At 71.1% G+C, this 14,067-nt stretch carries 12 protein-coding genes; 1 reads left to right on the top strand and 11 read right to left on the bottom strand.

From position 1 onward, the window contains the following. Positions 1 to 182: 182 nt before the first annotated feature. The 7 genes from ACY34J_RS19690 to ACY34J_RS19660 form a co-directional block, all read right to left on the bottom strand. A complete protein-coding gene (locus ACY34J_RS19690; protein ID WP_462727747.1) occupies positions 183 to 506 on the bottom strand; it encodes an anti-sigma factor family protein in 324 nt (107 codons plus the stop codon). Positions 507 to 569: 63 nt separating this feature from the next. Next, positions 570 to 1,817, bottom strand: coding sequence for a glycosyl hydrolase family 8 (locus ACY34J_RS19685; protein ID WP_462727748.1), 1,248 nt, complete (start codon positions 1,815 to 1,817; stop codon positions 570 to 572). A gap of 18 nt (positions 1,818 to 1,835) precedes the next feature. Then, on the bottom strand, positions 1,836 to 2,366 hold the full coding sequence (locus tag ACY34J_RS19680) for a SixA phosphatase family protein (RefSeq protein WP_462727796.1): 531 nt from the start codon (positions 2,364 to 2,366) through the stop codon (positions 1,836 to 1,838). Between the two features lie 60 nt (positions 2,367 to 2,426). Beyond that, positions 2,427 to 2,861 carry a large conductance mechanosensitive channel protein MscL gene (locus ACY34J_RS19675; RefSeq protein WP_462727749.1) on the bottom strand — a complete coding sequence of 145 codons (435 nt, stop codon included), beginning with the start codon at positions 2,859 to 2,861 and terminating at the stop codon, positions 2,427 to 2,429. Between the two features lie 166 nt (positions 2,862 to 3,027). Further along, positions 3,028 to 3,435 carry a DUF742 domain-containing protein gene (locus tag ACY34J_RS19670; RefSeq protein ID WP_462727750.1) on the bottom strand — a complete coding sequence of 136 codons (408 nt, stop codon included), beginning with the start codon at positions 3,433 to 3,435 and terminating at the stop codon, positions 3,028 to 3,030. A gap of 9 nt (positions 3,436 to 3,444) precedes the next feature. Next, entirely contained in the window at positions 3,445 to 3,885 is a 441-nt protein-coding gene (locus tag ACY34J_RS19665; RefSeq protein WP_462727751.1) for a roadblock/LC7 domain-containing protein, read from the bottom strand. Then, on the bottom strand, positions 3,882 to 6,470 hold the full coding sequence (locus ACY34J_RS19660; RefSeq protein ID WP_462727752.1) for a sensor histidine kinase: 2,589 nt from the start codon (positions 6,468 to 6,470) through the stop codon (positions 3,882 to 3,884). The genes ACY34J_RS19665 and ACY34J_RS19660 overlap by 4 nt, the downstream gene beginning before the upstream one ends. A gap of 425 nt (positions 6,471 to 6,895) precedes the next feature. Here ACY34J_RS19660 and ACY34J_RS19655 point away from each other — a divergent pair, with 425 nt between their 5' ends. Then, on the top strand, positions 6,896 to 7,300 hold the full coding sequence (locus ACY34J_RS19655; protein WP_462727753.1) for a hypothetical protein: 405 nt from the start codon (positions 6,896 to 6,898) through the stop codon (positions 7,298 to 7,300). Positions 7,301 to 7,384: 84 nt separating this feature from the next. Here ACY34J_RS19655 and ACY34J_RS19650 read toward each other — a convergent pair whose 3' ends face one another. The 4 genes from ACY34J_RS19650 to glyA all read right to left on the bottom strand — a co-directional run bounded on the left by ACY34J_RS19650 (position 7,385) and on the right by glyA (position 14,034). Then, on the bottom strand, positions 7,385 to 7,984 hold the full coding sequence (locus tag ACY34J_RS19650) for a sarcosine oxidase subunit gamma (protein WP_462727754.1): 600 nt from the start codon (positions 7,982 to 7,984) through the stop codon (positions 7,385 to 7,387). Then, positions 7,977 to 11,327: a sarcosine oxidase subunit alpha family protein gene (locus ACY34J_RS19645; RefSeq protein WP_462727755.1), complete on the bottom strand. Its 3,351-nt coding sequence runs from the start codon at positions 11,325 to 11,327 to the stop codon at positions 7,977 to 7,979. The genes ACY34J_RS19650 and ACY34J_RS19645 overlap by 8 nt, the downstream gene beginning before the upstream one ends. A 137-nt stretch (positions 11,328 to 11,464) precedes the next feature. Next, on the bottom strand, positions 11,465 to 12,730 hold the full coding sequence (locus ACY34J_RS19640) for a sarcosine oxidase subunit beta family protein (RefSeq protein WP_462727756.1): 1,266 nt from the start codon (positions 12,728 to 12,730) through the stop codon (positions 11,465 to 11,467). Next, on the bottom strand, positions 12,727 to 14,034 hold the full coding sequence (gene glyA, locus ACY34J_RS19635) for a serine hydroxymethyltransferase (protein ID WP_462727757.1): 1,308 nt from the start codon (positions 14,032 to 14,034) through the stop codon (positions 12,727 to 12,729). Before glyA ends, ACY34J_RS19640 begins: the two co-directional genes overlap by 4 nt. Positions 14,035 to 14,067: the final 33 nt, after the last annotated feature.

Here is a 14,067-nt window from a genome sequence, read left to right as displayed (position 1 = left end):
CCAGAACGCCCGTACTCCCCCACAGGGCCGTACCTCGCCGGGTAGCCGGCCCGCAGCACGGACGAGGGCGGCCGTGGCCTCTTCCCGGTGGCCCAGCTCACGGACCACTGGGGCCCCCGGTACACGCGCGACGGAAAGACCGTGTGACCGAACAGGTACTGGACGGGACACCTCGGCTGTGATCACGCGCCCCAAGCGGGCGGGTGCGAGCGCTGATCCGAGATACCGCCGCCCTCCGGCACACCCGGGCCGTGCAGCAGCGCCTCGCCGAAGGTGCGCAGACGTGCCACCGCATCGGTGTCCAGGACCGGGCCCTGGGACAGCACCTGCTCGATGCCCTCGTAGACGGTCAGCTCCAGCCCGCAGGGGTGGCAGTCGGCCAGATGCTCGGCGACGCGCCGCGCGGTGCCGCCGTCGGTCTCCCCGTCCAGGTAGCACTGGAGCACCGACCCGACCTCGATGCACGTCATACGGCGCTGCGCCGCATCCGGGCAGTCGTTGTCCACGGCGAGGAAACCCGCCAGTCCCGGTCCCGTATTCCATCGCAACCGTCCGATCGGCAGCCGGTCTCACGGAGTCCAGTAGTTGTGGGTGACGACCAGCATCGACTGCAGCTGCACACTGGCCGAGTAGTAGCCGGTCGCGGTGGGCGGGGTGCCGATCATCTGCTGCCAGAGCGCGTCCAGCCAGGCCTGGCTGCCGGTGTCGGTCATCGCGGCGACCGCGAAGGGGGCGAAGAAGGCAGGCGGATTGCCGTTGCCGTAGGCGGTGCCGTTGAGCTTGTAGCCGGAGGCGATCTTCGTTGGGTCCCCGCCCGTCGCCGACTTGGCCCAGGAGTTCAGCCTGCGGGCGGCCGTACGGGACCTGCCGTCGCCGCTGACCACCGCGTCCGTGCCGATGTGCCAGGGGTCGCGGCAGGCATTCCAGTGGTAGTCCCCGTCGTGCGGGCTCTCCAGGACCTGGCCGGGTGCGGGCCTGGGATCGGTGGTGGTGTCGACGACGAAGTCCGGGAGCAGCCCGGTGCCCGCGGAGTACCGCGACTGAAGGGCAGCGATGACGGACTGGTGCTTGGCCAGGACGGCGTCCCAGGCCGGGTCGCCGGTCGCCTTCTTGAACGCCCTGAAGTGGCCGAGCATCCAGTCGGAGCTGCGGGAGATGGAGTCGTAACCGCCAGAGGACCAGTCACCGAGCTTCATCAGCTTGCTGCCGCTGTGCAGCTCGCTCTTCTTGATGGCGTTGATCCGCTTCACCGCGAGGGACTTGTAGTTGTACGTCCCCGAGCTGCCCCACTGCCGGTCGGCGAGCAGCAGCCCGTACGCGATGTCCAGGTCGCCGTCCGTCGCGGAGTCCTTGCCGCCGACGCTGCGGCAGCTGCTGTCCTGCGCGGCGGCGTGCAGATCGGGATTGTTCACCGACGGGTGCGCGAGAACGTAAGTGAGAATGCCGTCGAAGATCTTCTTGGCGTCGGGGTCGGCACCCGCCATGGTCGCGGTGATCACCAGTCCATAGCCCTGCGCCTCGGCGACATAGGGATGGCCGGCGTCGGCGGCGTAGACCTCGTACCAGCCGTTGCCGCAGTTCTGCTTGACGAAGTTCGCCTTCCAGCGCCGGTAGAAGTCCACGACTCTGCTGTCGTTGACCCTCTGGTCCCCCGACGGCTTCAGGGTGCCGGAGGCGTACGAGACGGGGTGGCTGCCGAAGGGGACGGCGGGTGTGGCGGCTTCGGCCCTGGCACCCTGTGGCCCGGCGGCGAGCAGAAGCCAACCGCCGGACAGCAGAGCGGTGGTGAGGACGCCAAGCGGGCTACGGCTCTTCACATCGATCCTCCGATCCGTTCAGCTGTCTGTACGCGAGCCGCGGGGTACGGCGAAGTCGGCGAGATATGCCCGGCCTGGGCCGAGCTGTGGCCAGTCCCCGGCGAAGACCAGCACGGCGATGGCGGCTGTGGGGTACTTGAGCTCGGCCCGCTCCAGGGCGTCCCCGTAGCCGTCACCGGCCAGGCTCAGAACCAGGTCCTGGATGCCGGGATTGTGGGCGACGAGGAGTACGGTCCTGACCTGCCGCAGCCCGCGCACCACGTCCAACAGCTCGTCGGCGCCTGCCCGGTACAGCTCGTCCTCGAGCCGGACCGGCGGGGCGGCCTCCAGCTCGGCCGCCGCCAGTTCCCAGGTCTGCCGCGCCCGCAGGGCCGTGGAACACAGCACCAGGTCGAGCTCCAGACCGGCCTGGCGGAGCCAGCGTCCGGCCGCAGGCGCGTCCCGGCGGCCGCGCCCGGACAGCGGCCGCTCGTGGTCGGGGACTCCCTCCGGCCAGGCCGACTTGGCGTGCCGCAGCAGCACCAGGGTGCCGACCTCACGCCCGGTCATGCCGTCGCTCACGACGGGGAGCACCGGCCCCGGGCCCCGTACTCCAGGGCTGACGCCATGTCATTTGCCTGGTGCCGCGGGCTGTTCGCTGCCGCAGTACTTGCACTTGGTGGCGGCGGCCGACAGGTCGTCGGACTGGCATGCCGGGCAGGTCTTGACGGGGCCTGGTTCGCCGAAGACGGTGACACCGCGCCGGGCCTGGAGGACCTTGTAGGGCACGACGATGAGGAAGTAGACCACCGCCACGAAGATGACGAAGTAGATGAGAGCGGAGATAAACGAGCCGATGTCAAGATAGGTGGCCCTGTTGCCGGGATTGCCGAGCTGCCAGCCCAGTCCCACCGCGGCGCCGCCCTGCAGACTCGCGATGATCGGATTGATCACGAAGTCGGTGAACGCCTTGATCAGGGTGCTGAACGCCAGCGCGATGACCAGTCCCACCGCTACCACGATGACGTCACCGCGCATGAGGAAGTTCTTGAAGCCCTTGAGCACGATGTACTCCTCGCGTGGTCGCTGCCTGGGAGTTCACATCACCAGGACGGCGTGACGCTATCGCCTCGCACATCGCCCCCCGTGGTAGCGACGCGATCACCGGCCCCTGCGTTGGGCCATACGAGTTGGTTGCGAGAGGCCGCGGTCGTATCCGACCGCGGCCCTGTCACAGTGCCCGTAGACCGTTGATCACATCGCGCAGGATGCTCTCGTCCGGCAGTTCCGCCGGCGGTACGGGCCGGGAGACGCGGACCAGTTCCGCGTCGATCAGATCCCCGATGAGCACCCGGACGACGCCGACCGGAAGGTCCAGTTCGGCCGCCAGCTCCGCGACCGACTGCGGCACCTCGCGGCACAGCTCGACGATGTCCAGGTGTTCGTGGGAGAGGGTGCTGTCGACACCCGCGTCGTCGTAGCCGGCACCGTTCCTGCTCTCGGCGACGACCAGCGCGATCAGATCGAGCGTCTCCTCAGCCGCGCTGCGGGTACGGCCGCGGGTCATGGCGTAGGGGCGTACGACCGGTCCCGCGTCGTCGTCGAACCAGTGCCCCGCCTCCTGCCCGGCTCGGCTCATAGCGCCCCGTCATCCTCCGGCGGACAGGCCGGCCCTCGGGGCCGTGCCCAGATGCGCACCCACTCGCTTGACCATCAGGGTCATCTCGTACGCGATCCGGCCGACGTCGGAGTCGGCGTCGGCCAGCACCGCCAGGCAGCTGCCGTCGCCGGCGGCGGTGACGAACAGGAACGCTTCGTCGAGCTCGACGACGGTCTGGCGGACCCTGCCCGCGGCGAAGTGGCGGCCGACGCCCTTGGCCAGGCTGTGGAAGCCGGAGGCCACGGCGGCCAGGTGTTCGCCGTCCTCCCGGGGCAGATCCTTCGAGGTGCCCCTCGGCAGTCCGTCGCCGGAGAGCACCAGCGCCTTGCGGATGCTGCCGACGCGCTCGACCAGCTCGTCGAGGAGCCAGTTGAGTTCGCCGGATCCGCTCGTTGAAGCGTTCTGTGCGCTGGTGTTCCGTGCGGTCATCGCCCGTTCCCCTCCGATGTCGTTCGTGGTGCTCTGTCACCGGCGGAACCGGTGTCCTCGCCGGTGTGGGCCCGTCCGCGTTGCCAGCCGCGCTGGAGGGAGGCCATTCGGGACCTCACCGCCTCGGCGTCACGCTCCGCTTCGGGGTCTGTGGTGGCGTCCTGCCCGGGTGGGGGACCGGGCTCGGCCTTCAGCTGGGGGGCCAGGCTGGCCTGCCGTACCCGGCGGGGCAGCCCTCCCCCGGTGGTGTGGGGGGTGGTGTTCACAGGTTCGGGGCGCTCCTTCGCCTCGCTCGGCTCGTCGGCGTCGCCATGCTCTTGTGCCTTGGCCGGCCGGCCGTGGTCGGAGGCCCGGACCCGCGAACGGCGGCGCGGCAGTGGGGTGAGTTCGCCGGGGCGTGCCGGTTCCAGGCCGTCGTCACCGGCGGCGTCGCGGGCCTGCTGGTGCTGTTCCGGGGACGTGGTGCGCTCGGTGGGCCGGAAGTCCCGGTGCCCGTTTCGGACGATGATGCCCTCCTCATCCTCCTCGTCCAGGGTGCCGAGCGGTGCCTCGAGTTCGACCGGGCCGTCGAGGACCTCGGGGGTGCGAGACGTGCCGGCCAGCGGGATGGGGCTCTGGCTGAGCGCCGCGAACCTGCCGCCGGGCAGCTCCTGCTCGCCCGTCTCCTCCTCGTCGCTGCCGGCGGCGGCGGTCTTGGGGCCGGTGAGCAGTGCGGCGGGGATGAAGACGACCGCGGTGGTGCCGCCGTACGGGGAGGGCTGCAGCGAGACGCGGACCCCGTGGCGACGGGCAAGGCGGCTGACGACGAACAGGCCGAGCCGGTCGGTGTCGGAGAGTTCGAACTCGGCGGTCTCGGCGAGCCGGAGATTGGCGTCCAGCAGCACCTCGGGGGCCATGCCCAGGCCACGGTCGTGGATTTCGAGGGTGAAGCCGTTGACGACCCGCTCGCCGAGGACCTGCACGGCGGTGTGCGGGGGCGAGAAGACGGTGGCGTTCTCGAGGAGTTCGGCGATGAGGTGGGTGAGGTCGGCCACCGCCGGACCGCCCACCGCGATCCTCGGCAGCCGGCGCACCTCGATGCGCTCGTAGTCCTCCACCTCCGCGACGGCGGCACGTACCACGTCCATCAGTTTGACCGGCTTGCGCCACTGGCGGGAGGGGGCTGCCCCGGAGAGGATGACGAGGCCTTCCGCGTGCCGGCGCATACGGGTGGTCATGTGGTCGAGGCGGAACAGGTCGGCCAGCTCGTCGGCGTCCTCGGTGCGCCGCTCCATGGTGTCCAGGAGCGTCAACTGGCGGTGCAGCAGAACTTGGCTGCGGCGGGCGATGTTGACGAAGACTTCCGAGACCCCGCGGCGCAACTCGGACTGCTTCACCGCGGCTTCGAACGCGGCCCGCTGCAGGGTGTTGAGGGCCTGGCCGACCTGGCCGATCTCGTCCTGGCCGTAGGTCAGGCGGGGTGCCTCGGTCTCGACGTCGACCTCTTCCCCGGCGGCCAGGCGGCGCATCACGCTGGGCAGCCGCACACCGGCGACCTCGTTCGCCTCCTTGCGCAGCTGCGTCAGGTCACGGACCAGGCCGCGGCCGATACGGAAGGAGAGGACGACGGAGACCACCAGGGCGACGAACCCGAGGACACCGGCTATGCCGGCCCTGACGAGGATGTGGACGGCGAAGGGCTCGAGGCGTTCCTGGTAGCGGTCTCCGACGTGGATGCCCTTGCGGTTGAGCTCGTCGAGGACCGGGCTGACGGCGGCGTGCCAGCGCTCGGGGTTGACCGCCTCGGCGGCGCCTTCGGGGCCGGCGTCGATGACGCGCTGCTCCGCGGAGCGGAGGTCAGCGGTGGCCGCGCCGTTCCAGTACCGCTCAAAAGCAGCGCCTTCGTCGTCCGGGAGCACCGGCAGGTTGGTGGCGTAGAGCAGCTTGCGTTCGGCGATCCGGTCGGAGAGGTTACGCAGGTCCCCGGCGGTCATGTGGCCGGCGACGAGCGCGGAGGAGAGCAGGGCGTCCTCGCGGGAGAGGGTTTCGCGGGCGCGGGTGATGCCGACGAGCGCATGGCCCTCCCGGTCCAGTTTCACGTCGTCGCCGGCGTGGAGTGCGGCGAGGAAGTCGTAGCAGGGGTCGACGATCTCGTTGTAGGCGGCGAATGCGCCGTTGCGGGTGATCGTGCCCTCTTCCACCTTGGCGCGCAGGACGTCCAGGCTGTCCATGCCTTCGACGAGCGCGGCGAGCTGGGCCCCGGAGCCGGACCGTGCGTCGCTCTGGCCCTCGCTCTCGACGTTGCGGCGGAACCGTTCCAGGACCTTGTCGGTGGCCCGCTCGATGCGGTGCAGTTTGACCAGCGCATCCGCGCCGCGGGGGTCGGCGAGGTAGACGAGGGTCTGGCGGCGCTCCTGCTGAAGCGCTTGGACGGCGCCCTCGGTCGGGTAACCGACCTTGTTCACCACTTCGGCGACATCCAGCAGTTGCAGCGCGTCCCGGCCGGTGAGCACGCTGGAGAACGCCCACATGGCGGTCAGGGACACCAACGGCACCAGAAGCAGCCCCACGATCTTCCTGCGGATGGACTTCCCGCGAAAGCGCATGGCCTCCCCTACGTCAACCCCGGCGGGCGGGAGTGGTGTTCCGTCTGTAAACGGCGCGAGCCTACTACTGGAGGATGGACAACTCGAAGACAAGACCACACGTCCACCGGGCCTTCGCTGCGCGTCTCGTCATCAGTTGTCCATTGATGACCGGACATCGCACCCTGCCCGCGGGCGCAGGCGCCCGCCGGTAACGCCGGTGTTCCAGCGCCCCTTTGACCGAAAACGCCGTGCCTGCCGGGGAACCGAGACACGGCTGGTTCGTGATCCTTGTGGGGGTGGCGGGGGATTCCCTCCCGCATCTGGCTTTTCAATCCGGCGCAAGCCGGGCACCCACCCAAGGTCGGGCACTCCCGCCGGACTTCGGCGCGGAGCCCGCACGCGCCCGGCCGGAACCATCCCCCACGCGGAGGGAGCGAGCTCACATGCGCAGCGAACCGGACATCGGCACAAGCGACGGAAAGCCACTGTGGACCGTGGAACCCGCCCTCAGACCGCCGACCCCCGATCCGGTCCGCACGGCCTCGGTGCGCGCTCTCCTCATCGTGGCGGTGACGCTGCTTCAGGCGATGATCGCCACCCTGTTCACGCTCGCCGGCTCGTGGTTCGCGTTCCCGGCTGTGCTGGCGGCGATCGGCGGTACGGTCGTCGCCACCTGGAGCGTGCTGGACGTATGGGTGACCCGGCAGGTGTGGAACCAGCGGAATGGCGTGGTGTCCGTGCCCAGCAGTACGGCGCGTGCCCTGCGCCGGGAGCGGCGCAGGGCACGGCGGGAAGTCCGGGCCGCATCGCGGTCGCGGCCCTCCGGGCGGCGCCTGTCGCAGGCGTGAAGGCGTCCGCGCTCGCTCAGCCGCCTCCCGCGGGGGCGCTGAGCGGCGACCGTCGGGCGGGCCTCAGCCGGAGTCGGGCGGGCCTCAGCCGGAGACGTACTCCGAGGCGGCGTCAAGCAGCCAGTCGGCCAGGTAGCAGGCGAACGAGGACCGCACCAGCACCCAGAAGCCGGGCTTGTACTCGTCCCGTGGCACCAGCACCACCTGCGCCCGGGCCAGAGTGGTCTGTGCGCAGCGTCCCGCGCCGAAGGACCGCGGATGCAGGTCGAGGGAGCAGCCGTGGGCCAGCAGATCGCGGGCTCGGATCCCGCCGACGAGCAGCGTGGTGCGCTGCGCCGAGACGTCGACCACGGCGGCGTCCTCTTCACCGATGGCCGCGCGCAGCCGGGCCTGGAGATCGGGCCCGCTGCCGGGCGGGGCGACGACAAGCCATTCGTCGGGCCCCAGCCACAGCGCCGCCAGGCCACCGCCACGGGTGACGGTGTTCGGCTCCAGTGGCAGCGGGAACCCCAGCGCCAGTCCGACGGCGTCCGCCGCCGGACCCTTGGGCTCGAGGCGCACATCGATCTGGGTGAGATACGGGAGTTCCGCCAGGCGCAGCTCTCCACCCGAGGCACGGGTGGCGGCGGCGAATCGGCCCGCGGCGTGCGACAACGGGCTGCGGCGGTGTGCGGTGTCAGCCATCGCGGCGTGCCCCCTCGGGGTCGTAGAGAACGGGACTGGCGACCGTCACCGGGACCAGCGCGCCGCCGACGGGGGCGTAGAGCCGGTCACCGATACGGTCCCGGCCGCCCTTGACGAGGGCGAGCGCGAAGGTCCGCCCGAGCGCGGCGCTGCGGTAGCTGGACGTGACGTGCCCCAGCATCGGCACCGGCGGGGCAGGGAGATGGGCATCGGCGACCAGGTGCGTGCCTTCGGGCAGCAGGGTGCTGGGGTCGTCCGGGAGGAGACCGACGAGGTGCTTGCGGTCGGGGCGGCTGGTGTCGGCGCGGGCGTAGGAGCGCTTGCCGATGAAGTCGGCCTTCTTCTTCGACACCACCCAGCTCATGCCCAGGTCCTGCGGGGTGACGGTGCCGTCGGTGTCCTGGCCGACGATCGGATAGCCCTTTTCGGCCCGCAGGACGTGCATGGTCTCGGTGCCGTACGGCGTGATGCCCAGGGGCCGCCCCGCCTCGTACAGCGCCTCCCACAGCGCGGTCACGTCCCACGGCAGCACGTTGATCTCGTATGCCAGCTCGCCCGAGAAGCTGATACGGCACACCCGTGCGGGGATTCCGGCGACCTCGGTGTCGCGCCAGGCCATGAACGGGAAGCCGGCGGCGTCTACGGCGAGGCCGGGGGCGAGTGCGGCCAGCACCTCGCGGGAGCGTGGCCCGACCAGGGCGACGGTGGCCCACTGCTCGGTGACGGACGTGCAGTGCACGCGCAGTTCGGGCCACTCCGTCTGGAGCCACTCCTCCATCCAGTCGAGGACGGCGGCCGCGTTGCCCGTCGTGGTCGTGACCAGGAAGTGGTCGTCGGCAAGCCGGATGACGGTGCCGTCGTCGAAGACCATCCCATCGGCGCGGCACATCACGCCGTAGCGGATCATGCCGACCTTCAGGGTGCTCATCATGTTGGTGTAGAGCCGGTCCAGGAACACCCCCGCGTCCGGGCCCTGCACATCGATCTTGCCGAGGGTGGAGGCGTCCATGAACGCGACGCCTTCGCGGGCGGCGCGGCACTCACGCTGCACGGCCGCCGCCATGTCCTCGCCGTCCTGCGGGTAGTACCACGGCCGCTTCCACTGCCCGACGTTCTCGAACTCCGCGCCGTGCGCCACATGCCAGTCGTGCAGGGCGGTGACGCGGACGGGGTCGTGGAGCGCACCGCGGTCGCGCCCGGCGAGCGCGGCGAAGGAGACGGGGGTGTACGGGGCGCGGAAGGTCGTTGTGCCGAGGTCGCTGATGTCGACGCCGAGCAGGTGCGCGATGACGCCGCCGGCCAGCACGCCGGAGGTCTTGCCCTGGTCGTGGGCAGTGCCCGCCGTGGTGTAGCGCTTGACGTGCTCGACCGACCGCATTCCCGCGCCGGTGGCGCGCGCCAAGTCGGCGACGGTGACGTCGCGTTGGAGGTCCACGAAGCTGCGGGCGGGGTCCGCTCCGGGGATGACCCACAGGTGCGCGGCGGGTGCCCCGGTCTCTTCGGGCGCCGCAGGGACCGGGAGCGGTTCGGGAGCGGGGAAGCCCTCGGCCTCGACCGCGCGGGATCCGGCGGCCGCGCCGTCGGCCAGGCATCCCGGCAGGTCGAGGACGCCGCGGGCGGCGCCGGCGACCTGTACCGCCTGGCGGCAGCTGTCCGGGACGAACGAGCCGAGCGCGTCGTCGTACCGCAGCTTCCCGCCCGCTTGACTGAAGAGATGGACAGCGGGGTTCCAGCCGCCGGAGACGAGCAGGAGGTCGGCGGGGATGGTGCGGGCGGGCGAATCCTCGCCGAGAGGGGCGACGGTCACCGACTCCACGTGTGTCTCGCCGACGGTGCCGGTCACGGCGTGAGCGTGCAGCACCTCGATGCCGGCCTGCGCCGCGCGGCGTGCCCAGTACCCCGGCTCCGGCCGGGCGTCGACGACCGCCGCGATCTCTACACCCGCGGCGGCGAGGTCCAGTGCGGCGGCGTACGCGCTGTCGTTGGTGGTGAAGACGACCGCGCGGCGGCCCGGGAGGACGCCGAACCGGTTCGCGTAGGTGCGGGCGGCGCCGGCGAGCATGACACCGGGCCGGTCGTTGTCGGCGAAGGCGAGGGAGCGTTCGTGCGCGCCGGTCGCCAGGACGACCTGGCGCGCGCGGATGCGCCAGACGCGCTCGCGCGCGACGTGGGCGGGTGCCCGGTCGCCGAGGTGGTTGGTGCGGCGTTCGACGGCCAGGACGTAGTTGTCGTCGTAGTAGCCGAAGACCGTGGTGCGCAGGAGGACCCGGGTCTCGGGGGCGGCGTACAGTTCGTCGCCGGCCTCGGCGGCCCAGTCCGGCAGCCGATTCTCGCCGAGCAGGCTGCCGCCGAGCTCCGGCCGCTCGTCGGCGAGGATCACGCGGGCGCCGGTGCGGGCGGCCGCGACGGCGGCGGCCAGACCGGCCGGGCCCGCGCCGACGACCAGTACGTCGCAATGGGCGTGCACGGCGTCGTAGCGGGCCGGGTCCGGTTCGGTCGCCAACCGTCCCTGGCCGGGCAGGCTGCTTGCCACGAGCCCGTCGTACAACTCGACGGTCGTGGCCGGCAGCATCGGCTCAGGGAACGGTTCCTCGATCTGCACGACGGCGTTCGGCTCCTCGCTGCCCGCGGCGAATATCCCGCGCGGGCGGCCGAGTTTGACGCTGGTGCCCGCCTGGTGCACGCCGTTGGCGAGCAGGGCGGAGGCGAGGGTGTCGCCGCGGTGGCCCTCGTACGGGGTGCCGTCGAAGACGAAGCGGAGGGATTCGCTGCGGTCGATTCGGCCGCCGGTACGGAGGCGGAACGGCTGCGTCTCGCCCGTGCGGGGCTTCTCCGGGCTGCGGGTAGACCGCCCCCCTGAGGCGAGCGAAGCGAGCTGGGGGTCCCCCCACGCGAAGCTGTGGGGGCGGGCTGGCACAACCCGGCCACCGGGCGCAAGCCGCCCGTCAGGCCCCGGCCCCCCGCCATCGGTCTGCGCGCCGTTTCCGGCTGCGGGCCGGTTGTGCCCACCCTCCCTCAGACTCCTCCCGGGGGGACCCCCATCGCCCCGGAGGGACGACTGTCCGGAACCGGGTGACGGGCGAGGGTCGCCGACACGGTAGACCGCCGAAATCTCGTTGGTCGCCGTGTCGCGGACCGCGTTGAACCAGCGGCGGCAGCCTGCCGCGTGGTTCCACCGCTCCGGGAACCTGCCCTTGGGATTGTCGCGGAAGAACAGGTAACGGGCCCACTCTTCGTCCGTGAGGGCCGTGGGGTCCTCGGGGTACGGCACGTGCGCCTGACCGCCGTAGTGGAACTCGGCCTCGTCACGAGGCCCGCACCAGGGGCATGAAATGAGCAGCATCAGCAAAGCTCCTCGGTGTTTTCTTCGCTCGCCTCCGGGCGCCTGGACCCTACCCCTGCTGGCACCACCCGGGTTGCCAGGCCGAGGGGGGGACCACCGCTGGGGGATTTCGACAGGGGCGCGCCCTTCGGCTCGCTTCAGTGAGCCACCGCGGCCGCGCCGTGCTCGTCGACGAGCGCGCCGGTGGTGAAACGGTCAAGCGAGAACGGGGCGTTGAGTGGGTGTGGCTCGTCGTGGGCGATGGTGTGGGCGTAGACCCAGCCGACTCCCGGCGTGGCCTTGAAGCCACCGGTGCCCCAGCCGCAGTTGAGGTACAGGTTGTCCACCGGCGTGAGCCCGACAATGGGTGACGCGTCCGGGCTGACGTCGACGATGCCGCCCCAGGTGCGCAGCACATGGGCGCGGGCGAAGACGGGGAACAGCTCCAGCGCCGCGGACATCTGGCGTTCGATGATGTGGAAGGCGCCCCGCTGCGTATACGCGTTGTAGGCGTCGATGCCCGCCCCCATCACCAGTTCGCCCTTGTGCGCCTGGCTGACGTACACATGCACCGCGTTGGACATCACCACGGTCGGATGCACGGGCTCCAGCAGCTCGGAGACCAGGGCCTGCAGCGGGTGGCTCTGCAACGGCAGGTCGAATCCGGCCATGGCGGCGAGCACGGAGGAGTGTCCGGCCGCGCACAGCGCCACCTTGCCCGCGGCGATCGGACCGAGCGATGTCTGTACGCCGGTCACCCGGCCGTCCCGCACATCGATGCCGGTGACCTCGCAGTTCTGGATGAGGTCGATGCCGGCGGCGTCGGCGGCGCGGGCCAGGCCCCAGGCCACGTGGTCGTGCTTGGCGATCCCCGCGCGCGGCTGGTACGTCGCGCCCATGACCGGGTAGCGCACGCCCGGCGAGATGTTGATGATCGGGCAGACGTCCTTGACCTGCCGCGGGTCGAGCCATTCGGCGTCCACGCCGTTGAGCCGGTTGGCCTCGACCCGTCGCACGCTGTCGCGGACGTCCTGCAGGCTGTGCGCCAGGTTCAGCACGCCGCGCTGGGAGAAGAGGATCGGATAGTCGAGGTCGTCCTCGAGCCCCTCCCACAGCTTGAGCGCGTGCTCGTAGATCCCCGCGCTCTCGTCCCACAGGTAGTTGGAGCGGATGATGGTGGTGTTGCGGGCCATGTTGCCGCCGGCGAGCCAGCCGCGCTCCAGCACCGCGACATTGGTGATGCCGTGGTTCTTGGCCAGGTAGTGGGCGGTCGCCAGGCCGTGTCCGCCGCCGCCGACGATCACCACGTCGTACGAGCGCTTGGGCTCGGGCGTGCGCCACAGCCAGTCGGGGTGTTCAGGCAGATCGGCTCCTGGGGGTCCCCCCACGCCCGCAGGGCGTAGGGGGCGGGTGCGGGGACTCATCGCGGGTCTCCTGACAGGTGCGGGTAGAGCGGGTGCCGGACGGCGAGGGCCTCGACGCGGGCGCGCAGGCCCACGACGTCCGGGGCGGGCTGAAGGGCAAGGGCGATCACATCGGCGACCTCGGCGAAGTCCTCGTCGCCGAAGCCACGTGTGGCCAGTGCGGGCGTGCCGATCCGCAGCCCCGAGGTGACCATCGGGGGACGCGGATCGAAGGGCACGGCATTGCGGTTGACGGTGATACCGATGCGGTGCAGCAGGTCTTCGGCTTGCTTGCCGTCCAGCTCCGACTCCCGCAGATCGACCAGGACCAGATGTACGTCGGTGCCGTCGGTGAGTACCTTCACTCCGGCGGCCGCCGCGTCGGAGCGGGTCAGCCGCTCGGCGAGGATCCGCGCGCCCGCGAGCGTACGGGCCTGCCGCTCCCGGAAGTCCGGCGACGCGGCCACCTTGAAGGACACGGCCTTCGCCGCGATGACGTGTTCCAGCGGACCGCCCTGCATCCCGGGAAACACCGCCGAGTTGATCTTCTTGGCGAGGTCGGGGTCGTCGGTGAGGATGACGCCCCCGCGCGGTCCGCCGAGCGTCTTGTGTGTGGTCGTGGTGGTGACGTGGGCGTGCGGCACGGGGTTGGGGTGCAGCCCGGCGGCGACCAGGCCGGCGAAGTGCGCCATGTCGACCATCAGATACGCGCCGACCTCGTCCGCGATCCGCCGGAAGCGGGCGAAGTCCAGCTGCCGCGGGTACGCCGACCAGCCCGCGATGATCAGCTTCGGCCGGTGCTCCTTGGCCAGCTGCTCGACCTCGTCCATGTCGACCAGGCAGTCCGACTCACGGACGTGGTACGGCACGACGTTCAGCATCTTGCCCGAGTAGTTGATGCGCATGCCGTGCGTGAGATGGCCGCCGTGCGCGAGGTCGAGCCCGAGGATCGTGTCGCCGGGCCGCAACAGTGCGAAGAACACGGCCGTGTTGGCCTGGGCTCCCGAGTGCGGCTGGACATTGGCGTAGGAGGCCCCGAACAGGTCCTTGACCCGGTCGATGGCCAGCCGCTCCGTGACGTCGACGTGTTCGCAGCCGCCGTAGTAGCGGCGGCCGGGGTAGCCCTCGGCGTACTTGTTGGTGAGGACGGAGCCCTGGGCCTCCATGACCGCGGCCGGGGCGAAGTTCTCCGACGCGATCATTTCCAGGGTGGACTGCTGGCGGACCAGTTCCGCGCGGACAGCGGCGTGCACCTCCGGGTCGAGCTGGGCGAGCGGCGCGTCGAGCAGGGCCTCGGCACGGGCCTCGGCACGGGGCGCGGGCACGTTCATACAACCTGCCTCGGTCGTGGGGACGGG

Source organism: Streptomyces sp. HSS9-12 (assembly GCF_054963655.1).
The sequence above is the reverse complement of the archived record's forward strand: the minus strand, read 5'-3'. Positions and strand labels throughout refer to the sequence as shown.

Bases quoted from the DNA above. Each gene is read 5' to 3' on its own strand.
- ACY34J_RS19650 (WP_462727754.1), bottom strand. From the start codon at position 7,984: ATGGCTGACACCGCACACCGCCGCAGCCCGTTGTCGCACGCCGCGGGC.
- ACY34J_RS19645 (WP_462727755.1), bottom strand. From the start codon at position 11,327: ATGCTGCTCATTTCATGCCCCTGGTGCGGGCCTCGTGACGAGGCCGAG.
- ACY34J_RS19680 (WP_462727796.1), bottom strand. From the start codon at position 2,366: ATGACCGGGCGTGAGGTCGGCACCCTGGTGCTGCTGCGGCACGCCAAG.
- ACY34J_RS19660 (WP_462727752.1), bottom strand. From the start codon at position 6,470: ATGCGCTTTCGCGGGAAGTCCATCCGCAGGAAGATCGTGGGGCTGCTT.
- ACY34J_RS19670 (WP_462727750.1), bottom strand. From the start codon at position 3,435: ATGAGCCGAGCCGGGCAGGAGGCGGGGCACTGGTTCGACGACGACGCG.
- ACY34J_RS19640 (WP_462727756.1), bottom strand. From the start codon at position 12,730: ATGAGTCCCCGCACCCGCCCCCTACGCCCTGCGGGCGTGGGGGGACCC.
- ACY34J_RS19655 (WP_462727753.1), top strand. From the start codon at position 6,896: ATGCGCAGCGAACCGGACATCGGCACAAGCGACGGAAAGCCACTGTGG.
- ACY34J_RS19665 (WP_462727751.1), bottom strand. From the start codon at position 3,885: ATGACCGCACGGAACACCAGCGCACAGAACGCTTCAACGAGCGGATCC.